Here is a 24,642-nt window from a genome sequence, read left to right as displayed (position 1 = left end):
CCTATATTGACTTTCTAGCACTTTAACTTCCTGCTGCATCAGATAAAATTGTTTTACAATCTGCACGCAATTGATCATATTGGGGCATTATCTCGTTTTACATTTTTCTTTAGTTGAAGAATATAATTAATCTTGTAAAGATACAGGACTGAAAAACCACCATAATGTAATACAAGCTATCACAAAAAATATAATTTTCTTAACCAGTTTTTAGATCCTTTAATGATAGAGCCATTTTCATTTAGTAATTATCTTGGTATTAAAGGACATCAACATAGTTAATAAACTATATTTATTCTTTTCTCATTTTCAATATAGTTTTAATTTATTTATACCAATTAAGGATATAACATTTTATGAGCCCCCTTTTGCCTCCAGTTGCACCAAAACAAATTATACATATCGAACAACTTGGCTATCAACGCTCAGATGCTTACGCGTGGATCAAAGACGAGCAATGGCAAGAAGTATTACAAAATCCTAAATCCTTAAGAAAAGATATAGAAGCTTATTTAATTGCTGAGAATAATTATACAGAAAAGTATCTTGAACCCACGAAAGACTTACAAGAAACTTTATTTCAATCAATGAAAAATCGTCTTGTTGATAAAGACAGCAGCCCAGAGCTTGAGGATGGCAATTGGGTTTATCTTTCTCGATATGAAGCTGGGAACGAATATAAAACCTATTATCGTAAACTTATTCAATCACCAACAGAACACGTTATTCTCGATCCTAATCAAAAGGCAAAACAATCGAGTTATTATCAAGTTGGTTATATCGAACATAGCCCAACCCATCATTATCTTGCCTATGCCGAGGACACTCAAGGATCTGAAATATGGGATATTCGTATTAAAGATTTACAAAATAATACCCTATTACCTCAAACGATTTCAAATTGCGCTGAGCAATTTACGTTCTCACCTTGTGGTCATTATTTGTTTTGGATTTACAGAGATAATCACGGACGCCCTACTCAAATATTCAGACATGAGCTTTCTTCTGGAAAAGACACTTTAATCTATCAAGAAAATGATCCTGGATTTTTTCTTTCCATCGAACGCAGCCTTTCAAATAAATGGATTTTTATTAGTGCAAACGACCATGAAACCAATGAAACTTGGCTTCTTTCACACCAAAATCCAACGGCTTCTCCTGTCTGTGTTATGAAGCGTCAAGTAGGCATTCAATATGAGTTAACAGATTGGCAAAACCATTTCATCATCAAGACCAACCTCGATGGCGCGGATAATTTCAAACTCATGCGCATGGGTTTACCTAATACTCAACAAATATCAGAAGAGTCTTTATCTTCTAAAAACTGGCAAGAATGGGTTGCTCATGATCCAGAGACCTACATCATGGAAGTCATTGCTTATCAAGATTATTTCGTTCGTTTAGAACTCCACAATGTCAATACACGCATTATCATCACAAATACAAATAATCAAAATACTATCTTATCAGGAGAAGAAGAAGCATTTGTACTCTCTTTGGATAAAACGCTGACCGATCAAACCGAATGGCTTCGATATAGTTATCAATCCCCAACAACCCCTCGTCACTGGTATCATTATAATATGAACACAAGGGAAAGAAAAACTCTTAAAATACAAGCTATTCCCTCTGGTCATCATCCTGAAAATTACCTGACAAAACGTTTATGGGCAACTGCCACAGATGGCGAACAAATTCCGATCACGATTTCATATCGCAAAGACACTCCATTAGATGGAAAAACCCCTGTCCTTCTTTATGGTTATGGTTCGTATGGATATGCGATTGACCCTACATTTTCAAATTCAGCATTAAACTATTTAGACCAAGGGTGGATTTATGCCATTGCCCATATTCGCGGTGGATCTGAAAAAGGATGGAATTGGTTTTTACAAGGACGTAAATTTAATAAAATTAACAGCTTTACTGACTTTATCTGTTGCGCTGAACATCTTATTCAACAAAACTATACAAAAGCAGGATTGATTATGGCTGATGGACGTTCTGCGGGGGGGATGGTCATGGGATATATTGCCAATGCACGCCCTGACCTATTTGCTGGTATTATAGCCGTCGTTCCCTTTGTTGATGTATTAAATACCATATCCGATGCTTCTTTACCTCTGACACCCCCTGAATGGCCTGAATGGGGCAATCCCATCGAGGATAAAGAAGCCTATGAATATATTGCAAGTTACTCGCCTTATGATAACATCAAAAAGCAATCCTATCCTGCGATCCTTGCCATTGGTGGGTTAACCGATCCCAGAGTAACCTATTGGGAACCTACGAAATGGATTGCCAAGTTAAGAGACTATAATACATCTGACGCACCATTATTATTAAAAATTAACATGGATACAGGACACGGAGGCACTGCGGGTCGTTATGATTCATTGAAAGAGGCTGCGTTTATCCAAACATTCGCTTTGCTAATTATCAATTCAAAAAAATAAAACAAAAGTCATTACAAATAAGGTACAATATGCCTCTTCCAAAAAAAGAATCCGACCTGAATATTACAAGACAACTCAGTATTGCCGAGCAAATCCATAATCAGACCATTGCACAAACATGCTTAACGATTATTTTGTTTTTATTTGGGCTTTATACCATACGCGCTTTTCTTCCCTCTCTTATCTGGGGAGTGATCTTTGCAATCGCATGTTGGCCTTTATATATGAAAGCCAAAAAGCACTGGTCATGCCGTAAACCTGACTTTCTTTTACCATTAATTTTCTCTTGTATTATCACGTTTCTTTTTATGTTTCCATTGACCATCATCGCTGTTGAAGCAACAAAAGATATACAAACTGCATTTTCGTGGGTTATTCACGCCAGTCGTGAAGGTGTCCCCCCACCATTATGGTTACAAAATATTCCTTTTGCCAAAGAAAATGTGATTAATTGGTGGAATAATAACCTTACTGACCCACAATCTGCCTCGGAGCTGCTTTCCAGCCTACATCTTAGCCGTGGGGTCTATGTTACACAAAAAATCGGTGCGCAACTCTTTCACCGCGGATTATTATTTCTATTTACAATCATTACCTTGTTTTTCCTATTCAAAGATGGGGAAACCGTTATTCAACAATGTTTACGAGGATCCCGTCGTTTATTTGGAAAACAAGGCGAAGATATTGCTAAACAAATGATTTCTTCTGTTCACGGAACCGTTTCAGGATTGGTGTTGGTTGGTCTTGGACAAGGAATTATCCTTGGAATCATATATGCACTGGTTGGTATTCCACATGCTGCGTTATTTGGCATTATGACAGCCATTGCTGCGATGATTCCTTTTTGCCCGCTTATCGCTATTGCTGCTGTTGCATTAACCGCTTTATTGAAGGTTTCATCTATTGCAGCAATCACTGTTGTCGTTATTGGCTGCGTTGTCGTTTTTATTGCCGATCATTTTATCAGACCCGCCTTGATTGGAGGCTCAACAAAGCTGCCCTTTATTTGGGTTTTAATTGGAATTCTAGGAGGATTAGAATCTTGGGGAATGATTGGTCTATTTATTGGACCTGCAATCATGGCGGCCCTAATGATGTTATGGTGCAACTGGACTGCAAAAAAGAAGGGATTATCCTCTTATAACACCTAAACGATATCGGGCAGGCGGGATTCGAACCCACGACCCCCAGTCCCCCAGACTGATGCGCTACCAGGCTGCGCTACTGCCCGTTTAAAGGTGTAAAAGCCATATAGCAAACCTATATGGCTATAGGCAACAAAAAACTAACACTCGGCAGCAATTATTTTTCTTAGCTCTTGTAGCTCATCCAAAACTGATCGTAAAAAATGAGTCAACAGAATATTTTGCTCTTTTAAACGCATAATTTCTTGAGAATTATCTTCTGAATTTATTATAGGTTGTTCATTAGTTGCAATAGAATCTGAAACGTTAGATTCTGTTTGAACCGATGTCTCTTGCAAATCAACATGCGTTTCAACCAATGCTTCTGTTTCTAGCTCTTTTTGAGAATTAAACCGAGAAAAATCATCATCTAGCAAACGTTGTACACCCTTGATCGTATAACCTTGGGTGTATAATAGTTCCGATATATATTTCAATAACGCAATATCTTCAGCACGGTAATAACGACAACCATCACTGCGCTTTACAGGTTGAACTTGTTTGAAACGTGTTTCCCAAAAACGTAAAACATGTTGAGGAACCTGAATTTCCTCAGCAACCTCACTAATAGTACGAAAAGCACCTGGGTGTTTCTTGGTCGTCCCATTTTCCTCTAACTCAGAATCTTCTTCGAAATTGTCCAAGAATTGTTCCTCTAATTCATTAGAAGAACCCGCAGAGGTGCTATTCGTCATGTTTTAATCCTTTTTGGCAACTTTCTTCATCATACCTTCATTAACACTATTTTTAAGCATTTGGCTAGGACGAAATGAAAGAACCAGTCTGGGTTCAATAACAACTTCTTCACCTGTTTTTGGATTGCGCCCGATACGGCTGCCTTTTTTTCGTACTGAAAACGTACCAAAACCGCTAATTTTAACGGCATCCCCACCTTCTAGGGTAGAAACAATTTTTTCCAATACTTCTTCCAACAAAACAGCAGATTCGCTGCGTGAAAGGCCAACATGGCTGTAAAGTTTTTCTATGAGTCCTGCTCTTGTCAAAGTTTGCATAATCTGTCAAATAATCAATAATCTAAAAGTTGTTAACACAATATAGCCAAATTAAAATAAGAAGGCTTTTTTTTCCTTGTAGCCTGAAATATATTTTAAAATCAATTTTTTTTATAAACGAATTATAGAGGATCCCCAACTTAATCCGCCACCCAAGGCTTCGATGACAACCAAATCCCCTTTTTGAATACGCCCATCACGCACTGCTTCATTCAAAGCCAATGGCACAGACGCAGCCGAAGTATTTGCATGACGATCAACCGTCGCAACAACACGATCAAGAGGCAGATTCAGTTTTTTTCCCATACCTGTAATGATGCGTAAATTTGCCTGATGCGGGACCAACCAATCAATATCATCATGTGTCAAATGATGCGCAATCAATGCTTCTTCGACAACTTCTGATAGCTTGGTAACTGCGTGGCGAAAAACTTCCTGCCCATGCATTTTCAAAAGACAGGCATCCCCTGTTTGACCAGGAACTCCGTCTACATATAATAGATCACTATAATGACCATCAGTATGTAAATAGACCCCTAATATTCCATTTTGTTTATTGGTATCTGTGATTTCTTCTGCACTTAAAACAACAGCACCAGCCCCATCACCAAATAACACACAAGTTCTTCGATCCGACCAATCCAAGATACGAGAATAGACTTCACTGCCGATCAAAAGAACATTTTTAGCTTGACCATTGCGAATAAAATTATCCGCGACTGATAACCCAAAAACAAATCCAGCACACGCAGAGGAAACATCAAAAGCAAATCCTCTTTTTATTCCCAAAATTTGTTGAACTTTTGCAGCCGTTGTTGGAAAGATTTGATCGGGCGTACAAGTTGCAACAACAATCGCATCAATATCATCTGATGTTAATCCAGCATACTCCATTGCTTGTTGCGCTGCTGCTGCTGCCATGAAATTACATGTTTCATGACCCGAAATAATATGACGCTGCTTAATTCCTGTTCTTTCGCGAATCCACTCATCAGAGGTGTCTACACGTTGTGACAACTCTTGATTGGTCACAATTTTTTCTGGCAAATACCCACCAAACCCGACTAAACGTGAACAATCTGCCATTCAGTTATCCTAAAAATTCTTATTAATATATCATTTGCTATTGCTGATTATTCTCTTTTGCTGCGCTTACTTTGGATAATCCAGTCAAAATTTCTTCATAAAAACCGTGACTTATCATATCCATTGCAACATCAACCGCACATGCAAACCCAACCTCGTCGGCACCACCATGGGATTTTACAACCACCCCATTCAGCCCAACGAAAACCGCTCCATTATAACGGCGAGGATCCAGCCATTCTTTCATTCGTTCCAAACCAGGACGAACCATCAAGTAACCCAGCTTTCCACGCACACCAGAAGTATAAACTTGCTTTAACAAATGGAAAACAAGTTTTAATGCGCCCTCACCTGTTTTTAATGCAATATTGCCTGTAAAACCATCAGTGACAACAACATCGGTGGTGCCAGCAGTAATATCGTGCCCTTCTATAAAACCATAAAATTGGTCAGAAAGAGGACTGTTACGTAAAATTTCTGCAGCGCCTCGCAAACGTTCATCACCTTTAAGCTCTTCTGATCCAACGTTCAACAAACCTATTGTAGGATGAGGAAGCCCCAAAACTGCCTTGGCAAATGCATGACCCATGATCGCAAAATCAACAAGATTACGGCTATCACAGGCAACATTCGCCCCTAAATCCAACATAACCGCATCGCCTTTGGCTGTTGGATTAATAGCCGCCATCGCAGGGCGTGCAATACCAGGCATTGTTTTGATAATAATTTGTGCCAAAGCGAGCATCGCACCACTGTTACCAGCAGAAACAATGCCTTTAGATTCCTTTTTGGCAACACTATCCATTGCCATACGCAAAGACGAATCCCGCAATTTTAAGGCTGCGGTTGGTTTCATCTCCATTGGAACTGACACAGAAGTATGCCGCACTGTGCAAATTGCAGAAACATTAGGATATTGGTGCAGTAAAGGATTGATTTTTCCCTCGTCACCAATTAACAATATTTTTACATTTGGATGGCGGAGTGCCGTAAAATCCAAACCTTTGATGACTATATCAGGTGCTTGATCACCCCCCATTGCATCAATAGCGAGATCATATTGATCTTCTTTTTGAATTTCCACTTCTTGGCTCATTATTTATAATGTATCCCTGTAAAGCATTTACTTAAAAATTGATCTAACATAATCATTAAGCTTTATTTCACAAGATAGATGTTTTACAGGTTTTCCTCAAAAATTACTGACGAACAGCAACTTTTAACCCTTTTCCAGCAGCAACAACTTCGCGACCATCATAATGACCACAGTGACTGCAAACATGGTGAGGACGTTTCAATTCGCCACAATTACCACATTCTGCATGTGCTTCTGTACGCAAAGCATGATGACTACGACGCATGCCACGACGTGAAGGTGATGTTTTTCTCTTAGGAACAGCCATTAGTCCCTCCTACCTTTCCCAACGACCAAACAATTCAAGATTGCTTGGCATCTATAGTTAAACTATTCAAATTAAAACGAGTTTTCTAACAGATAACAACCTTATATGCAAGCAATAAACGTCGATTATCTGTAATTTTTAGTTTCCTAAGAGTTAATATCTCTTATTTTCAAAAATAACAAGCAGATTAGTACAAAATCATGATTTCTTTTTATCTTTATTCGAAATTTTCAGCTGTTCAAGCACCTTAAATGGGTTTTCTTTGGGCTCTTTATTCCTGACAATCTCGACCTCATTTTCACTTAATATCAATGAATTAGATTGGTCAAGACCCTCTTTGTGGGGATAAGGATCCAAAAATAGCGCCAATTGCTCGGCAGTCACTTCACCCAAATCAATCACATCATTTTCATAAGGTATAACATCAGGATCATCAATTTCCTCTAATTCTAATGATAGTTTATCACTAGGAATAAAATGAAGTTCAAATGATTCATTAATTGTCACTAAAAAATCATCTAGCGACACAACACAATTTTGCATGACGATAGCGTTCATTTCCCCGACTGCACGCACTTGCCTACCATGAAAATATTTTAGCTGATAATTACATAATAAAGACTGCACTTGGGGAATAGAAAAACGTTCTGCCAAAGCCAGTTTTTCATCCTCATTTGCTTCTAATTTAATAGTCAGTGGCTTTTTTTGTATTTGATTAATTTGCACTTTCCTTGAAAACTCGCAACATGCTTTCATTTTTATTCCTTTATATGTTTTTTTTTGTTGAAGTTTTATTCAAACTACAATACGCATTTTTATAACAGGTATTTTTTTTATATCCAAATCTCGAGGAATATTTATCAATCATGCGTCCATGCTTCAATAAGAAACCTCTTGCCCCGTCTCTTAAAACACGCTTTCAATCTTTTCGCAAAGCAAGAAAAGGTGCCTGTTTGGCTTCTATTCTTTCAGTTGGAATGACTTTATCTGCTTGTTCAATTTTTTCCCCTCCACCACTTCCCAGAGGGAATATTATTGGTAAGGAAGATCTGAAATCATTACAAGTCGGCAGCACAAGTAAAGCAGACGTTGTCGATATTCTTGGTTCTCCAACAGCTTACGCAACTTTTGATCCAAATAACTGGATTTATATTTCTATGATGACACGGCTTGTTCCTTTGTCATATCCTGGAATTACCAAACAAGAAGTCTTGTCATTATATTTCGATCAAAATGGAACTTTGCAAAAAATACAACATCTTGGCAAAAAAGATGCAAAACCTGTAGGAATGGTCGCAGAAGTAACCCCAACACCAGGAACGAAAACTAATTTCTTCCAACAACTTTTGGGTAATATCGGACAATATTCCCCTCTCAGCGCAATGGGGCTAGGCAGCACTTTTGGACCCAATAACAGCACAGGACCTTTTGCCAACAATCCAAACACCGCTGGTGGTATCGGAAGCTCTGGCAATACTATCCGATAATTTATCTATTTAGGAATAAAAATCACAACACGCAGCCCACCCAGTGGGCTGTTTTGCAATTCAATATCCCCACCGTGCCCTTGAACGATATTCAATGCAATTGCTAATCCTAAGCCTGTACCTTTTTGACTGTTGCCAGTTTGAAAAGGGATAAACACTGTTTCTCTTTTTTCCTCGGGAATACCAGGACCATCGTCATCGATTATAAATAAAATCCCTCTACTTCTATCTTGCACCTCAATAGCAACTTGACCACCATGACGTCTGGCATTTTCAAGAATATTCCCAAGAACTCGACGAAGGCTGCCTGTTCTAACCATCATATCTGGCAAAGATGCAGGAATAATGGCTGATATAAATTTAGTACCCAATCGATAAGCCGCTGCCACAACATCTTCGGTTAATTGCACCATATCTGTCATTTGAGGCTCCTCTGTTCCTTCACCTCTAGCAAAAGACAAATACCCCGAAATCATTTGCTCCATCTCTTCTGTATCGCCAATCATTTCAGCGATATCCATGGCTTGATCTTCGGCATTAATCACACCTTTTTGTGGTAACATGGCCAAACTGAGTCTTAAGCGTGTCAGAGGAGTGCGTAAATCATGAGAAACACTAGCGAGAATAACCGTACGTTGTTTGATAAACCGCAAAATACGTTCTCTCATCACGTTAAATGATTCAGCTGCATTTCGTAACTCTTTAGAACCTACAGGTATTAATATTCCAGGATCTCTACCTTTTCCAAATTTCTCAACTGCTTTGGATAGTCGACGGATAGCCCTGAATTGAACCCATGCAAATACAGATGTAATCATAAATAAAATTAACGCGCTGCCTACGATCCAAACCACAAACAACCATACAGATCCTGCGGTTAATTTTTTCTTGGGGACGAGGAACTGTAATATACCATTTTTAAGTTGTACCGAAACAATGACTTGATCTGTATAGCTGTGCCAGTCTGTTTTAAAAGGAATATCGAGACGATCAGCTAAGCCTCGGTCTAATAATTCATCGACAGGTCCTAAAACCAACCCATTACTTGATTGATTACGCAAATTTTGACTAGACAACCATTTAATATTTAATTGCAGATATTGTTGTGATTGATCCAACAAAGCAGCACGATATTGCTCAGACTTCGTTGTTGAATATTGTTGAACGATATAACTGATTTCACTACTAACCGAATCAGTTAACCGACGAGAAACCGTATTTAAAAAAGTTCCGTAAAATAATTCTAGGGAAATTGCCTGCGTTATAAATAAAGGGATTGATATCATCAGCAACGAACGCGCCAATAAAGAGCGTGGCAAAAATCGACGCACTTTACGATCAACAGCAATTTTTTGTTCCTTAGAAACTCGACGTTGGCGATGCAAATGAGCAAACACAATAATCCCCTTACGACAAAGAGTAACTCGGTTTTAATACATATCCCTTGCCCCTGACCGTATGTAAAAACCTGGGTTGTTTGGGGTCGACCTCAATCCTTCTACGCAAACGTGTCACTTGCACATCTACAGCGCGTTCGCCAATTTCTTCCATACCGATTTCTTGCACAATATCTTCTCGTGACAAAATCTCATTCGGGCGACTGGCTAGCACACGTAAAAGCGCAATTTCACCACCTGTTAAATGAATGATTTCATTGTTGTGGATAAGCAAATTACGAATAGGATCAAACTCCATGTTTCCTAATTTTACAGCCCTTACGTTATCAGTCATAATCGGTTGTTGCAAACGGCGTAATTGAGCGCGCAGGCGTAGTAAGAGTTCTTTGGGTTCAAATGGTTTTCCTAAATAATCATCTGCACCAGCTTCTAAACCAGCAATACGATCTTCTGGCTCCCCACGAGCTGTGAGGAGAATAATTGGCAAATCCTTTCCTTCTTCACGCAACGCATGTGTTAATTGTAATCCGTCCTCACCTGGCATTGAGACATCCAAAACAATCGCATCGGGTTGTAAGAATTTCAGTAACTCTCTGGCTTCTTTGGCAGATTCTGCACCACTAATACGAAAGCCATTTTCATTTAAATATCGTTGCAACAACCGACGCAGCCGAGGATCATCATCAATGACTAAAACATGTAAAGAGTCAGAATCTTCATTTTTATTCACACCCTCATCCATCATGCTTTTCCTTTATCTGTTTTTTGACTTGAATGTAGCTCTAATAACTGTTTAGATTCTACACTTAACATACCATAAAGAATACGTTGAAACCCTTCAATATGTGTATTATTGGGTGCCTCCCGAAAAGCGCGCAAAAACTGTTTACGTTGCAATTGAAACAGTTTTTCTTCGATCATTTCCCCTTGTCGCGTCAAATACAGACTTTTTTTGCGTCGATCCTCTGCATTCATACGATATTCAACATATCCAAGTTCCAGCACTTCTCGTAAAACTCGATTCAAACTTTGCTTGGTAATCCCTAACAATTTGCAAATTTCACTGACACTGGCACCAGAACAATGACAAACAAATTGCATTAAACGATGATGGGCATGACCAATACCATATTCTTGCAAGATCGGTTTTGTCGCGTTATGGAATTCACAATCAATAAAAAATAAAATATCTTGCATGAAACGAATCTTTTCCTCACGCAAGAATAAAAGTTCTTCTCCAGGTTTTGAAATAGGAAGATCATTGGGAAAAAGGCGATACAAATAGAAATCTCTTTATAAATAAATGAAAAACACATTGAAATTACAATAATCTATTTCTTTTTTGAACAAAATAGCGTATATAACTTTGTCTAGTTATATATATTTACGAAAATATGTGTAGTTTATATTCACTTAACACACACAGGAGATGACAGCCAAGTGCAAGTTCTTGTTAGAGATAATAATGTTGATCAAGCTTTAAAAGCTTTAAAGAAAAAAATGCAACGCGAAGGTATTTTCCGCGAAATGAAATTACGTCGTCATTACGAAAAACCATCAGAACGCCGTGCGCGCGAATCTGCTGAAGCTGTAAGACGTGCTCGTAAAATGGAACGTAAACGCGTAGAACGCGAAGGCTTCTAGTTTTTTCTTTAAGAGTCTACATACGAAAATAACTCTATTTTCATATTCTTCTAATCAAAATTTTTTGTAAGTTGGTGATGTTATTAAACGCTTCGTTATTTATAATGAAGCGTTTTACTTATCTATGACATTATAAAAGCCCATATATTTTATTACATGAGCTTTCAATTAACTTAGAGCTATTTGTTCAACTCTACCAATACAGCCTTACCCATATCTTCCGTACCAACCAGTTTCATCCCATCACTCATAATATCTGGTGTACGAAGACCTTGGTTTAAAACAGCTTCACAAGCATGAACAACTTTTTCAGAAATTGCTTGTTGATCGAAAGAATAACGTAACATCATTGCCAAAGACAAAATCTGAGCCAATGGGTTTGCTTTTCCCTGCCCTGCAATATCAGGAGCACTCCCATGAATTGGTTCATATAAAGCAGGAATAACCCCATTTGCTTGACGCGATCCAAGCGTTGCGGAAGGAAGCATTCCCAAACTGCCTGTTAACATTGCAGCTAGATCAGATAAAATGTCACCAAATAAATTTCCTGTGAGAATCGTATCAAATTGTTTTGGATTACGAACCAATTGCATCGCACAATTATCAGCCAACATATGGGAAAGTTCTACATCAGAATATTCTTTTTGATGGAGCTCGGTCACAACCTCTTTCCATAAAAGACCACTTTCCATCACGTTACATTTTTCAACAGAACAAACGCGATTTTGACGTTGACGAGCCAACTCAAAAGCAACCCGTGCAATTCGTTCAATTTCAACAGATGTATAGACTTCGGTATTTACGCCCTTACGCGTTCCATCTGGTAATGTTTCAATCCCACGAGGCTCACCAAAATAAACCCCACCTGTGCTTTCACGCACAATCATCAAATCAAGCCCTTGAATAACTTCAGGCTTTACCGTGCTGGCACCGATCAACGAATCAAACACGATAGCAGAACGTAAATTCGCAAATAATCCTAATTCTTTGCGAAGACCAATAATTCCTACTTCAGGGCGTTTATCAAACCCAACTTTATCCCACTTAGGACCACCAACAGAGCCAAATAAAACCGCATCTGCTGCTTTTGCTTTAGCAATCACTTCTTGTGTTAAAGGCACACCATTTGCATCAATAGAAGCACCCCCAACGAGATCTTTTTCTACTGAAAAAGATAAATCAGAGTTTTCTTGTACCCAATCAAGTACATGAAGTGCTTGTTCCATCACTTCTGGGCCAATACCATCACCAGCCAACGTTAATATCTTTTTTTCTTTTGTCATTCTTTTAATCCATTATGAAGTAAAATCATTTAAAACATGAATTCTTTAAAAAGAGGCATTGCTTCGATCCCAGAGGAAAATGCTTTTAACTGCTTTGATACATGATTTTTATAAATATCAGGCAATTTTTTTTCTATATATTTAATCGCAACAGCAATTGTAATATCAGCTTGCATGATACGATTACCGACTAGATACCCATCATCATTAACAATTGTCTGCTGATCAAGTAATCGCAAACCAACTTGTAATTGTTCAGTAATACGATCTGCCCATTCTTGATAGAATTTTTCAGGAGGACGACGATTATATTCCATAAAAAGCTGCACAGCTTTGTCACATAATGTTAATGCAATCCCAATTAAATACTGAGACTTTGTAAATTGATCTAAATCTTTTGGAAGCAAAGAGCAACTCTCAGGACATTTTCTGGCTAAATATTCCAAAATCAATGTTGAATCAATTAATAAAATACCTTCATCTGTCAATAATGACGGTGCTTTCATTAAAGGATTTATGGCTTGCATCTTTTCAACATCATTGAAAACAGAAAGTTTTTCATGTTCAAATGAAAGATTCATTGCTTTCAAAGAAATTGCAACTCGTCTAACGTAAGGGGAATCTAACATCCCGATTAATTTCATCACCAACGTCATCTACCTTTTATTTTATAATACGCAATGATAAAACTATAACAGCATTATTAAATAATCCAACTTTTCTATAGATACCCAAAGAATAAATAAAATATTACACATAAAATTCCGTTTATAATAAGGAATTATTTAACTCTATCGCAGCAATAATCTTTGCTCCAAGCCGTCTATTTGTTCGTTGATTTCTACTACGTGTAAAAATATCAATCCCCAAAGATAAAGCTATTTTTTGTAATATTTGGTTGATATTCGTAATTTCTTGACCATCCTTTGTCATTACAATTCTACCATTTTCGTATTCACTAATCTGATATGCATCATAATAAACTTGTTTCGCTATTTTTTGCTGTGCTAGAGGAACAGATCGTGTTTGTTTATAAGGAGAATAAATGTATTTTTTTCTATGCTCATCTACCCAACAACATGCTACAAAGTCATCTGCTGATTTATCTAATATTTCTTCGATAGAAATCTCATTATTTTCATCAAAAACTATACGAATGATAACCACGCGATGAACTTGATCAAAACTATTTAAATTAAATCTAATATGTTTAGTCGAAGTAATCGTTTTTACAGATATGTGTTCTCCCTCAGCTGAAACAACATCATATCCTCTTTGATTCACCTCAAGAGCCATCTGCCCCCGCAACATATAACTCACCAATTCGCCCAGTTAAATGACGTAATTCAGCTGGATTAACACCCCACTCTAATTCTTTTTCAAACCATTCAAGTGTTTCACCTAAGGAGCGGATAATTTGTGTTTATGATAATCCCATTTTATTTTTCTATTATTTTAATATTACATTTCCATAATAAACATAAAATTCAATAAAAAATAGCCCATTATTTAGTATAATGAGCTATTTTCCTTATTTTTCAAAACACTATATCAATTAAGAAGATAACTTATCCGCAGATACTTTGGGATACCAAGGTTGTGTTTGCTTGCGTTTTTTTTCAAAATTATCGATTGATTTGACATGTTGCAGGGTCTGACCAATATCATCGAGCCCGTCTAACAAAAGCTGACGACGCAAAGGATCGACCTCAAAAGAAATCTTTTCCCCATTTGGGCGAATAATTTCTTGTTTTTCCAAATTAATCGTTAATTTGGCATTTGCACCCATTTTGGTATCTTCAACCAACTGTTCACAAACCTCTCTTGGTAAACGAATAGGTAAAATACCGTTTTTGAAAGAGTTATTAAAGAAAATATCTGCAAAAGAGGGTGCAATCACACAGCGAATACCAAAATCTAATAATGCCCAAGGCGCATGTTCTCTGGAAGAACCACAACCAAAATTCTCATAAGTCACTAAAATCTCAGCTTGACGATAAGGTTCACGGTTTAAAACAAATTCTTCACGCTCTTTACCATTTTCATCATAACGCCATGAATAAAAAGCAAATTTTCCTAATCCATTTCTTTTGGTTGTTTTTAAAAAGCGTGCAGGGATAATTTTATCCGTATCAATGTTTTCTTCAGGTAAAGGTGCAGCAATTGCGGTTAAAACATCAAATTTATCCATTTTAAATCATTTCCCTTACGTCTGTTAATTCACCTTTAATCGCAGCAGCAGCAGCCATTGCTGGAGAGAGAAGATGCGTTCTACCCCCTGGTCCTTGGCGATCTTCAAAGTTACGGTTTGAAGTTGACGCACAACGTTGACCTGGTTTTAAACGATCAGGATTCATCGCAAGACACATTGAACATCCAGCTTCACGCCATTCAAACCCAGCGTCGATAAAAATTTTATCCAACCCTTCTGATTCTGCTATTTTTTTAATAACGCCAGAGCCAGGAACAACCAAAGCCCAAACATGATTGGCAATTTTTTTACCTTTTAAAACATGCGCAGCAGCACGCAAATCTTCAAGTCGACTATTGGTACAAGAACCAATAAAAACAGCATCAATTTTTGTGCCAGCAATAGGCATCCCAACTTTTAAATCCATATAATCCAACATACGTTGTTTACGTAAGCGTTGAGATTCATCTTTAAGTAAAGCTGGATCAGGAATGTTTCCTGTGATTGGCAATACGTCTTCTGGGCTGGTTCCCCATGTTACCATTGGCTCTAAATCATCCACATTAATGGTAACAATTTTATCATAATGCGCACCTTCATCAGAGGCAAGACTTTTCCAATATTCAACCGCAGCATCAAAATCAGCCCCTTGTGGTGCGTTTGGACGACCTTTAATATATTCAAATGTAACTTCGTCTGGAGCAATTAACCCTGATCTTGCACCACCTTCAATTGCCATATTACAAATAGTCATTCGACCAGCCATATCCAGATCACGAATAGCATCCCCTGTGAATTCAATCACATGACCAGTACCACCCGCAGTACCGATTTTACCAATAATTGCCAAAACAATGTCTTTGGCACTCATACCTGGCTTTAACTTACCATTAACTTCAATTTTTAGATTTTTCGCTGGCTTTTGTAACAAAGTCTGAGTTGCCATCACATGCTCAACTTCAGAAGTCCCAATACCAAAAGCCAATGCTCCAAAGGCACCATGCGTTGATGTATGGCTATCCCCACAGACAATAGTCATTCCAGGAAGCGTAATGCCTTCCTCTGGTCCTACAACATGGATAATCCCTTGTTTATCAGATTTTAACGGAATAAAAGGAACACCGAACTCTTTAACATTATGTTCCAATGCTTCAATTTGTTGTCGGCTATCATCTTCAACAATAGGTTGGTTACGATCTGTTGTTGGCACATTATGATCGATTACTGCCATCATCGCTTCTGGATTATGAATTTTACGTCCAGCCATACGCAATCCTTCAAATGCTTGCGGGCTAGTCACTTCATGAATCAAATGACGATCAATATACAGGATTGCGGTACCATCTGGAAGTTGTTCAACCACATGACTATCCCACAACTTATCAAATAAAGTACGCGCCTTCATTTTTTTTCCTTATTATTTGCTGGTTTTTGTTTCTGAAATAAAATATCTGGCAACCTTACTTAAAAAGCTGCCAGAACCATATATAGTCTTTTATTATGAACTAATAAATAAACTATTAGTTTTGAGCTGTATCAGCAGCTTTTTTTACATCACGGCTACGTTCTTTAATACGTGCAGATTTACCGCTACGGCTACGTAGATAATATAATTTTGCACGGCGAACATCACCATGACGTACTACAGTAATCGCAGCAATGGTTGGTGAATATAGAGGGAATACACGTTCCACACCTTCACCATTAGAAATTTTACGAACAGTAAAATTGCTATTCAAGCCTTTGTTTGAACGTGCAATAACCACACCTTCATAAGCCTGAATACGTTTACGTTCACCTTCAACAACGCGAACATCAACACGAACAGAGTCCCCAGAAAAGAATTCAGGAACTGGGCGTTCTGCTGTTAAACGAGCGATTTCTTCTGCCTCGTATTTTTGAATGGTATTCATTTAATCCTATTCCTTTTACAATAAGATAAGGTCTACAATCTTTTAAGCAATTCAAGTAACAAACTATTTATCATCAGCACTATAACTATTTACGGTTTCCTCGATAGGATTCCCATAAATCTGGTCTACGTTGCTTTGTTGCAAGCTCGGCTTGTTCTTTGCGCCAAGATGCAATCGCACCATGATTTCCAGACAGTAATATTTCTGGCACAGCATACTCATGCCATTGCGCAGGTTTCGTATAATGAGGATATTCCAGCAAACCTGAAGAAAAACTTTCTTCAACTCCACTTTGATCGGAACCCATTACACCAGGCAATAAACGCACACATGCATCCATCAAAATCAATGCTGCGGGCTCACCACCTGAAAGAACATAATCGCCTATAGAAACCTCTTCAATTATGTGTTTTTGAAAGATCCGTTCATCGACCCCTTCATAACGACCACAAATAAAATAAGCACCCTGACCCGATGCATAACGCATCACGTCTGTCTGTTGTAATAAACGACCTTTGGGGGATAAATAGAGTATTGGACGGTTATCTTGAGGTTTTGTTGCCTCTAGTGCAGCATCCAAGATATCTGCACGAATAACCATACCAGCCCCACCACCAAAAGGTGTATCATCAACGGCTTTATGCCGTCCTAAACCAAATTCACGAAGTGCATGTATTCTTAATGACCAACGCTGATCTTCCAATGCTCTACCTGCAAGGGAATACCCTAAAAAACCAGGGAACATTTCTGGAAATAACGTTAAGACATCAACCTGCCAAGTCATGATTGATCCTTTACATTCGATGGACGAACTTCCACCTCGTTTGGAGGATTAACCAATAACCAGCCAGACTTAATATCAATCTCAGGAACGCAAAGTTTAGTAAATGGAATTAGAGCATTTTCCCCTTGATCCCGTTTAATTTCTAAACTAACGCCTGCACCATAATCATGAACAATATGAACCGTTCCAAAGACTGCCTCTGACTGATCTGCACGCTTAATCTTTGCTTGCAATCCGATCAGATCACTAAAGTAAAATTCATCTTCTTCTGGTTCAGGCAACAACTCTCTGGGAACAAATAATTTACGATTAGTCAATTTTTCAACGGCAGTACGATCCTCTACCCGCTTTTTTTGACCATCATAAAGTGCTGCAACCTTGCTATTTTGCCAAACTATTGTCCAACGCTCTCCACGATCATCAACCAGTTCACCAAAATCCTCTAAATCTTTTGGATTTTCAACATAAGGATGCAGGTGAACCAAACCACGAACACCGTGGGGCTTTCCTATTGTCCCTATATGAACCAGCTCTGTTTTCATAAAGATTGTTACTCTCTTGCGATAACTTAATAACGATTAAGCAGCAGCTTCTTCGCTCTTTTTAGCAGCAGCCGCAGCACGTTCTTGTGCTTTTTTCTTGGGGGCTGACTGATTTGGTTGTTCACGATATTCAAATTTAGGTGCCAAACCAGCATTTCCTAGGAAGCGTGCAACACGATCGGTTGCTTGAGCACCTTGTGATAACCAGTGTTTAATACGTTCGTCAAACAAACGAATTCTTTCAGCATGATCTGCTGGTAACATTGGATTATAAGATCCAACTTTTTCAATGAAACGGCCATCCCGTGGTGAACGGCTATCAGCAATAACGATGTGATAATAAGGACGTTTCTTTGACCCTGCACGGGATAAACGAATTTTAAGGCTCATTGACTGTTTCTCTCCAGATATCTAGCCACAATTAAAAAAGAATTAACGCATCATCCCACCACCGGGTGGTGGCGTCATTCCTTTTGGTAAAAGAGCGGATAATCCCTGACGCATTAAACCTTTAACACCCAGTTTATTAAACCGCTTCATCATAGAAGCCATCTGATCATATTGTTTTAATAGACGATTAACTTCTTGAACTGTTACCCCTGATCCTGCTGCAATACGTTTTTTACGAGATGCTTTGATAATCGCAGGTTGTTTACGCTCTGCTTTGGTCATTGACGAAATAATCGCCTGATGACGTTTCAGGATAGAGGTATCTAACTCTTTATCTCCGAGTTTCTCTTTCATTTTGCCCATACCAGGCATCATATCCATGATATTTGAAATAGAACCCATTTTATTAATTTGACCAATTTGAGCTGCATAATCATTCAGATCAAATTTGCCTTTAAGCATCTTTTTTGCAAGACGCTCACTTTCTTCTTGGTCAATGGTTTCGCTGGCTTTTTCAACCAAGCCAGCAATATCCCCAAGACCAAGAATACGGCTGGCAACACGTTCAGGATAAAATTCCTGTAACGCATCCACTTTTTCACCCATACCAACCAGCTTAATCGGTGCACCAGTAATCGCACGCATTGACAAAGCGGCACCACCACGTGCGTCCCCGTCCATACGAGTCATCACAACGCCAGTAATACCAACTTTTTCATTAAAACTTTTGGCTGTATGAACCGCATCTTGCCCTGTCATTGCATCGACAACCAACAAGGTTTCAACTGGTTTTGCGACGTCGCGAATATTTTGGACTTCTTCCATCAACGCTTCATCGATAGACAGACGACCCGCAGTATCCAAGATAACAACGTCATATCCTTCTAAACGTGCAACTTCCATCGCACGTTTCGCGATTTGAACAGGCATTTGCCCTTCAATTACAGGTAAAGATGTTACTTTAACTTGGTTAGCTAGCTGCTCTAACTGTAACTGAGCAGCTGGGCGGTATGTATCCAAACTGGCTAATAAAACTTTTTTACGTTCACGACGATTTAAATAATACGCAATTTTTGCAGAAGTCGTGGTTTTACCAGACCCCTGTAACCCTACCATCAAGTATGGAATAGGAGGCACAGCATTCAGGTTTAATGGAACCGCCCCTGCTCCACCAAGTGCTTCGATCAAAGCGTCATTGACGATCTTTGCAATGGCTTGCCCTGGGGAAATATTATGTAAGACTTCTTGACCGACAGACTTTTCTTGAACTCTATTAACAAAGTCTTTGACCACTGGCAAAGCAACGTCAGCATCCAACATCGCCAAGCGAATTTCGCGCATGGCCTCATTGACATCTTCTACAGACAGAGAACCGCGTTTTGATAACCCATCAAATACGCCAGAAAGCTTTCCAGATAAACGATCAAACACGTTAAATCATCCTACAGTTTTAAGAAATAAATAACGCGTCACTGCACGAGTCTTCGCGAGGCGACGTTTCTTATCTTTAGACTAAATTACCTTAGTTATTTGTCCAATGTCAAGAAGGAATATTTATAAATGTGTTTATGTTTAGTCGTGAGGTGATTTATTATAAACAGTTACGCAAAATTCTTATATCAAACTATTCAAAGAATATTTTTTAACAACATATATTTCTCTCTTAATTGGTTTTTTTGTGCCTGAGTTAACATCTGAAACAAAGACGATATTGTCTGTATTTGATTAATCTCTAACAAATACTCTTTAATTGCCAACTGTTTAAGAATGGTTTGACGTTGTTGTTCATCGACTTCAACACCACTTGTCGTCATCATTTTTAAAAACTGCTCAACATATTGATATTTATCACGAAGAATATGACAACTTTCTATATTATATCGCCTCACACTATTTGCAAAATCTCGTTCTTGAATATATGTCGACGATAATGTCAATATGATTTGTACTAATATCTGTATCTTTGAGTTGTTTATTACACAGTAAAATTGAGGAACAGCAAAAATTATTTGAGCGTTTGGGGAATTATTCCCCATCATTAGTTTCTCTGAAAATTGTTGTAGTGCTATTTGCTGTTTTATATATTCATTCTTTGAAGTTATAAAACGCGCATAAGCGATAATACCATTTTGCCATTCTTTTTCTGATAATAATTTACGAATAGAAGCAACAGCTTTTAATTTATTTTCTGTTCTACTTTGCACGACAGAGGATAATTGATCGTAAAATGGCTTTAATTGTTCCGAAATATCCTCTGAATTTTCAAAAAGTAAGGCTATTATCTGTTGTAACAATCCATCATATTGCATTTGTAATATACAGGCCTGCATGCGTGCATCATCTATTATGGCTCGGATTTGAATTTGTTGAGATTGCGTTAATTCTTGTGTATATAAGGGAAGGTCGAAAATGAGTTTTTCAGGTGCAATCCTTTGACAGGATTTAGGCATTTCATCAATAGCGTTTGGCTCTGTTGCAAGAGCGTTCATCCCACCCATTATAAAACATAAAAAGAATATAATATTCATCTTAAAAATTAAATGATTTTTCATGAACTCATTACTTTTATAAAATACGCTTTTATCATCCAATCACTCATACCATATATAAAAAAAAGCCTGTTACAAATTCTTGTAACAGGTTTTACATCAAATCAATAAGATATAATGTTATTTCAAATTAAGGTTCTGAAGGCGGTGAAGTTACTGATCCATCCTCTGGAGCAGATGCATCCATTTCACGCAACTCTTTCATTTGTTCTCTAATTGATTTGATTTTTGTATAACGAACTTTGGCTTTTGCCAATTGTTCTGGTGTCAACACATCACGCAATGCAAGAATAGTTTTGACATGACTTTCTTTTATTGTTTTTTCAAGAGCTGTTTGCTTGTCCAAAACAGGTTGTAACGTTTCAGCTGTTACTTTTCCAGGGGACAATAGAGCTGCCGCCATTTGATCATGGATAGATTTCATGGCTTCACGATTAGTTTTTTCTTCTTTACGGGCTGCATCAAAAATTGTATGGATTTTTTCTCTTTGTTCCTTAGTCAGCTTCACACCTTGGAAAATCATTCCCATCGGACCAACAGCTGAACCAAACATTCCACCTAGACGGTGCGAAGGTGGTGGTGGAGGCAATTCGCCTGGAGGAGGTGGCGGTGATGCTTCGGGATGTGCAAACGCAGCACCGATTGCTCCTAAACTTAATCCACTAGCAACTACCATAGAAGTGAGCATTTTTTTATTAAACATTATGTTCATCCTTATTTATATTTACACAATTTGAAATTATAGCCAAACTTGTATCGTGCTCTTGTTAAGAGTTTCGATAATCTTTTAGGCGAAAATATGACGAATTCTGTATATTTTCATGATAGCTTTAAAAACCTTGCCTTTTTAGCGTTCCAAAAAACTGAAACTATTTCAAGTCATGCACCATAAATATCTAATCTCCTTATATATGCTACTATTTACGTTTATAGGTGGATTTTCCGATGCCAGCTCTTATCTTATTTCTGGGATATTTACAGGTCATTTGACAGGGAACCTTGTGCTCAGCACGGTGTATGCCGTCAACCATAACTATTTATCACTGTTTCATTCTATTATGGTCATTATAGGATTTACAAGCGGTACCATGTTAGGCGTATGGTTTCGAACCAATCAAAAAATTAGATTCGTTTATAAAACATCCATTGCATTATTATTACAACTGGTCGTTATCATTTGTGTTTTTGTGGTTAATTTACGATTCTATAATGATATCAGCCATATTATATTTTTTGGTAGTTTCAGTTTTACCTTGGGTCTTCAAAATGGAACTATTAACAATTTATACAAAATCGGTATTCACTCCAGCTATATTACGGGAATGAGCACCAATTTAATCAATAATTACTTTACGCTACACAAAGATGATCCAAACTATACCGCAAAAATAAAACAATATATCATGCAATTTTATGTCATTCTTGCTTTTATAATTAGGTGCCTTAACGGGTGTTATTTGCATCCATTTCATGCAATTTATAGGAGAAACTATATTGGGAATATTACTTCTGATTTCAATTGCTCTTAGTATTTATTTACAACGCCACAATCTCATTTAAATTAAATACTTATTTTTCTTTCTAACAAAATAAATAGCTGATGTGCAGATAGTATGCGCTAATACACCAACAAATTATCTGAATAAGAACAATAAAAAAGAATTTTATACTCTGAATATGCTAATTCAGCTGCGTCTCGATCATAAAGATCAATATTATATTTTAATTTTAAAATAATGTATCTGTCCGAAATGAAAAATAATCACCACCATGACAATCACTATATTTTTCCTAGCAACTTCAATATCATTTCCTATAAAATCATATACATCATGATATTTGCTTTTTTTTGATCATATTATTGCTATTATAAAAAAAGCACTGAATATTTAATATACTCAGCGCCTTTATCGAATATAATCAATCCTTAGAAGAGCCTGCTGCATAAGGATTTTTACTATCCCTAAACTGCAACCGTATCGGTGTGCCAGGCATATCAAATGTGGCACGTAATCCATTCACCAAATAGCGTTGATAATCCATCGGTATTTTTGAAGTTCTTGTTCCAAACAACACAAAGGTCGGAGGACGCGCTTTAATTTGCGTAATATAGCGAATTTTTAAACGTCTCCCTTCAACCATAGGAGGATTATGTCGTGTGATCGCCTCTTCAAACCAACGATTCAAAGCCCCTGTAGGAATACGTTTGTTCCATATTGCATAAGCTCTACGCACTGTAGGAAGCAATTTATGCACACCTCGTCCCGTCAATGCTGAGAAAGAAACCGTAAAAATACCACTCATTTGCGTCAAAGAGATTTCGATACGATCTTTGATTTGTTGACGCACTTCGTCTTTATTTTCTAATAGATCCCATTTGTTCAAAGCAAGAATACAACAACGCCCTTCTCTTTCTACCAGACGTGCAATTTGCAAATCTTGCTCATGCACGCCTAATTCAGCATCAATGACCAAAACCACAACTTCGGCCATTTTTAATGCAACAAGAGACGCTGATACAGACATTTTTTCTAATGTCTCATCAATTCTTGCTTTACGACGCAGCCCAGCGGTATCCACCAGCTCAACCTCGCCTTCTTCATCCCTTAACATGACCGTAATCGAATCTCGGGTTAATCCAGCTTCTGGACCTGTAATAACCCGTTGCTCACCTAGCAATTGATTAACCAAAGTTGATTTTCCAGCATTTGGTCGACCGATAATCGCTAATTTTAAAGGACGATCTACGTTTTCATTCTCATCGTCTTCAAAAACGTCATCGTCCTCATCGTTCTCTTTGGGTAAAGCATCAAGAACTGCCTCAATAAGATCTCCAACCCCATCACCATGTTCCGCTGAAACAGGATAAGGTTCTCCTAGCCCAAGACTATACATTTCCAAAGCAGCAACATTCCCGGCATGCCCCTCTGCTTTATTAACAGTTAAAATAATAATTTTACCCTGTTTTCGAAGCCATTGAGCAAAATGCTGATCGACAGGATGAATACCCGAACGCGCATCCACACAAAAAATAACCACATCAGCAGAAGCAACTGCACTTTCAGAAGATTGGCGCATCCGTCCAAAAACGGTTTGAGGATCATCTTCTTCCCATCCAGCAGTATCCACCAAAGAAACATTTCTGCCCCTCAGCATAATATCAACAGATTTACGATCACGTGTAACACCTGGTTGATCGTTTACAATTGCATATCGTCTGCCTGCCAAACGATTAAATAAGGTAGACTTCCCAACATTAGGGCGCCCAGCAATCACAACAACAGGCAAAGATTTAGTGGATAATGCCACGAATTTTATTC

At 37.9% G+C, this 24,642-nt stretch carries 27 protein-coding genes and 1 tRNA gene; 5 read left to right on the top strand and 23 right to left on the bottom strand.

Annotated elements, in window-relative coordinates; translation table 11 throughout:
- Positions 1–356: 356 nt before the first annotated feature.
- Positions 357–2,456 (top strand): S9 family peptidase, encoded by a 2,100-nt coding sequence (locus QJV33_RS09340; protein ID WP_281463076.1) that lies wholly within the window; start codon positions 357–359, stop codon positions 2,454–2,456.
- Positions 2,457–2,485: 29 nt separating this feature from the next.
- Positions 2,486–3,607, top strand: a complete 1,122-nt coding sequence (locus QJV33_RS09335) for an AI-2E family transporter (RefSeq protein WP_281463075.1) — start codon at positions 2,486–2,488, stop codon at positions 3,605–3,607.
- Between the two features lie 6 nt (positions 3,608–3,613).
- On the opposite strand, the gene QJV33_RS09330 is transcribed toward QJV33_RS09335, so the two are convergent.
- From QJV33_RS09330 to QJV33_RS09300, 7 genes are all read right to left on the bottom strand, one after another.
- Positions 3,614–3,687, bottom strand: a tRNA-Pro gene (locus QJV33_RS09330).
- A gap of 54 nt (positions 3,688–3,741) precedes the next feature.
- Complete coding sequence (locus tag QJV33_RS09325) at positions 3,742–4,335, bottom strand: MerR family transcriptional regulator (RefSeq protein ID WP_281463074.1); 594 nt, start codon at positions 4,333–4,335, stop codon at positions 3,742–3,744.
- A gap of 3 nt (positions 4,336–4,338) precedes the next feature.
- Positions 4,339–4,653: an integration host factor subunit alpha gene (locus tag QJV33_RS09320; RefSeq protein ID WP_281463073.1), complete on the bottom strand. Its 315-nt coding sequence runs from the start codon at positions 4,651–4,653 to the stop codon at positions 4,339–4,341.
- Between the two features lie 111 nt (positions 4,654–4,764).
- Positions 4,765–5,739 carry a beta-ketoacyl-ACP synthase III gene (locus QJV33_RS09315; RefSeq protein ID WP_281463072.1) on the bottom strand — a complete coding sequence of 325 codons (975 nt, stop codon included), beginning with the start codon at positions 5,737–5,739 and terminating at the stop codon, positions 4,765–4,767.
- Between the two features lie 37 nt (positions 5,740–5,776).
- Positions 5,777–6,835, bottom strand: a complete 1,059-nt coding sequence (plsX, locus tag QJV33_RS09310) for a phosphate acyltransferase PlsX (protein WP_281463071.1) — start codon at positions 6,833–6,835, stop codon at positions 5,777–5,779.
- A gap of 103 nt (positions 6,836–6,938) precedes the next feature.
- Positions 6,939–7,142: a 50S ribosomal protein L32 gene (rpmF, locus tag QJV33_RS09305; protein ID WP_281463070.1), complete on the bottom strand. Its 204-nt coding sequence runs from the start codon at positions 7,140–7,142 to the stop codon at positions 6,939–6,941.
- 198 nt (positions 7,143–7,340) lie between these two features.
- Positions 7,341–7,898 (bottom strand): DUF177 domain-containing protein, encoded by a 558-nt coding sequence (locus QJV33_RS09300; protein WP_281463069.1) that lies wholly within the window; start codon positions 7,896–7,898, stop codon positions 7,341–7,343.
- 110 nt (positions 7,899–8,008) lie between these two features.
- On the opposite strand from QJV33_RS09300, the gene QJV33_RS09295 reads away from it, so the two are divergent.
- Positions 8,009–8,629 carry an outer membrane protein assembly factor BamE gene (locus tag QJV33_RS09295; protein WP_281463068.1) on the top strand — a complete coding sequence of 207 codons (621 nt, stop codon included), beginning with the start codon at positions 8,009–8,011 and terminating at the stop codon, positions 8,627–8,629.
- Positions 8,630–8,634: 5 nt separating this feature from the next.
- Here QJV33_RS09295 and QJV33_RS09290 read toward each other — a convergent pair whose 3' ends face one another.
- From QJV33_RS09290 to QJV33_RS09280, 3 genes are read right to left on the bottom strand one after another with little or no spacing between them, the layout of a single operon-like run.
- On the bottom strand, positions 8,635–10,026 hold the full coding sequence (locus tag QJV33_RS09290; RefSeq protein WP_281463067.1) for an ATP-binding protein: 1,392 nt from the start codon (positions 10,024–10,026) through the stop codon (positions 8,635–8,637).
- Between the two features lie 10 nt (positions 10,027–10,036).
- A complete protein-coding gene (locus QJV33_RS09285; protein WP_281463066.1) occupies positions 10,037–10,771 on the bottom strand; it encodes a response regulator in 735 nt (244 codons plus the stop codon).
- Positions 10,768–11,307, bottom strand: coding sequence for a MarR family winged helix-turn-helix transcriptional regulator (locus QJV33_RS09280; protein WP_281463065.1), 540 nt, complete (start codon positions 11,305–11,307; stop codon positions 10,768–10,770). Before QJV33_RS09280 ends, QJV33_RS09285 begins: the two co-directional genes overlap by 4 nt.
- A 159-nt stretch (positions 11,308–11,466) precedes the next feature.
- Between QJV33_RS09280 and rpsU the strand changes: the two genes are divergently transcribed.
- Entirely contained in the window at positions 11,467–11,670 is a 204-nt protein-coding gene (gene rpsU, locus QJV33_RS09275; protein ID WP_008853618.1) for a 30S ribosomal protein S21, read from the top strand.
- A 179-nt stretch (positions 11,671–11,849) separates the two neighbouring features.
- On the opposite strand, the gene leuB is transcribed toward rpsU, so the two are convergent.
- The 12 genes from leuB to QJV33_RS09215 all read right to left on the bottom strand — a co-directional run bounded on the left by leuB (position 11,850) and on the right by QJV33_RS09215 (position 22,025).
- On the bottom strand, positions 11,850–12,953 hold the full coding sequence (gene leuB / locus QJV33_RS09270; protein ID WP_281463064.1) for a 3-isopropylmalate dehydrogenase: 1,104 nt from the start codon (positions 12,951–12,953) through the stop codon (positions 11,850–11,852).
- Between the two features lie 29 nt (positions 12,954–12,982).
- Complete coding sequence (locus QJV33_RS09265; protein WP_281463411.1) at positions 12,983–13,597, bottom strand: glutathione S-transferase family protein; 615 nt, start codon at positions 13,595–13,597, stop codon at positions 12,983–12,985.
- Between the two features lie 124 nt (positions 13,598–13,721).
- Positions 13,722–14,249 carry a hypothetical protein gene (locus QJV33_RS09260; protein WP_281463063.1) on the bottom strand — a complete coding sequence of 176 codons (528 nt, stop codon included), beginning with the start codon at positions 14,247–14,249 and terminating at the stop codon, positions 13,722–13,724.
- A 259-nt stretch (positions 14,250–14,508) separates the two neighbouring features.
- Positions 14,509–15,144 carry a 3-isopropylmalate dehydratase small subunit gene (leuD, locus tag QJV33_RS09255; RefSeq protein WP_281463062.1) on the bottom strand — a complete coding sequence of 212 codons (636 nt, stop codon included), beginning with the start codon at positions 15,142–15,144 and terminating at the stop codon, positions 14,509–14,511.
- Position 15,145: 1 nt separating this feature from the next.
- Positions 15,146–16,549, bottom strand: a complete 1,404-nt coding sequence (leuC, locus tag QJV33_RS09250; protein WP_281463061.1) for a 3-isopropylmalate dehydratase large subunit — start codon at positions 16,547–16,549, stop codon at positions 15,146–15,148.
- Between the two features lie 115 nt (positions 16,550–16,664).
- Entirely contained in the window at positions 16,665–17,057 is a 393-nt protein-coding gene (gene rplS, locus QJV33_RS09245; RefSeq protein ID WP_281463060.1) for a 50S ribosomal protein L19, read from the bottom strand.
- Positions 17,058–17,142: 85 nt separating this feature from the next.
- On the bottom strand, positions 17,143–17,841 hold the full coding sequence (trmD, locus tag QJV33_RS09240) for a tRNA (guanosine(37)-N1)-methyltransferase TrmD (protein WP_281463059.1): 699 nt from the start codon (positions 17,839–17,841) through the stop codon (positions 17,143–17,145).
- A complete protein-coding gene (gene rimM, locus QJV33_RS09235; RefSeq protein WP_281463058.1) occupies positions 17,838–18,383 on the bottom strand; it encodes a ribosome maturation factor RimM in 546 nt (181 codons plus the stop codon). Before rimM ends, trmD begins: the two co-directional genes overlap by 4 nt.
- Before the next feature lie 36 nt (positions 18,384–18,419).
- Complete coding sequence (rpsP, locus tag QJV33_RS09230) at positions 18,420–18,773, bottom strand: 30S ribosomal protein S16 (RefSeq protein ID WP_281463057.1); 354 nt, start codon at positions 18,771–18,773, stop codon at positions 18,420–18,422.
- Positions 18,774–18,815: 42 nt separating this feature from the next.
- Entirely contained in the window at positions 18,816–20,204 is a 1,389-nt protein-coding gene (gene ffh, locus QJV33_RS09225) for a signal recognition particle protein (RefSeq protein ID WP_281463056.1), read from the bottom strand.
- A gap of 197 nt (positions 20,205–20,401) precedes the next feature.
- Positions 20,402–21,325 (bottom strand): hypothetical protein, encoded by a 924-nt coding sequence (locus QJV33_RS09220; RefSeq protein ID WP_281463055.1) that lies wholly within the window; start codon positions 21,323–21,325, stop codon positions 20,402–20,404.
- Between the two features lie 127 nt (positions 21,326–21,452).
- Positions 21,453–22,025: a Spy/CpxP family protein refolding chaperone gene (locus QJV33_RS09215; RefSeq protein ID WP_281463054.1), complete on the bottom strand. Its 573-nt coding sequence runs from the start codon at positions 22,023–22,025 to the stop codon at positions 21,453–21,455.
- A gap of 178 nt (positions 22,026–22,203) precedes the next feature.
- Between QJV33_RS09215 and QJV33_RS12035 the strand changes: the two genes are divergently transcribed.
- Entirely contained in the window at positions 22,204–22,851 is a 648-nt protein-coding gene (locus QJV33_RS12035; RefSeq protein WP_408869655.1) for a YoaK family protein, read from the top strand.
- Positions 22,852–23,242: 391 nt separating this feature from the next.
- Here the strand turns inward: QJV33_RS12035 and der are convergent, their stop codons facing one another.
- Positions 23,243–24,631, bottom strand: coding sequence for a ribosome biogenesis GTPase Der (gene der / locus QJV33_RS09210; RefSeq protein ID WP_281463053.1), 1,389 nt, complete (start codon positions 24,629–24,631; stop codon positions 23,243–23,245).
- Positions 24,632–24,642 lie beyond the last annotated feature (11 nt).

The sequence above is a fragment of the Commensalibacter nepenthis genome, assembly GCF_029953305.1.
In the GTDB taxonomy this organism is placed as follows: domain Bacteria; phylum Pseudomonadota; class Alphaproteobacteria; order Acetobacterales; family Acetobacteraceae; genus Commensalibacter; species Commensalibacter nepenthis.
This window is presented reverse-complemented; position numbering and strand designations above follow the sequence as displayed.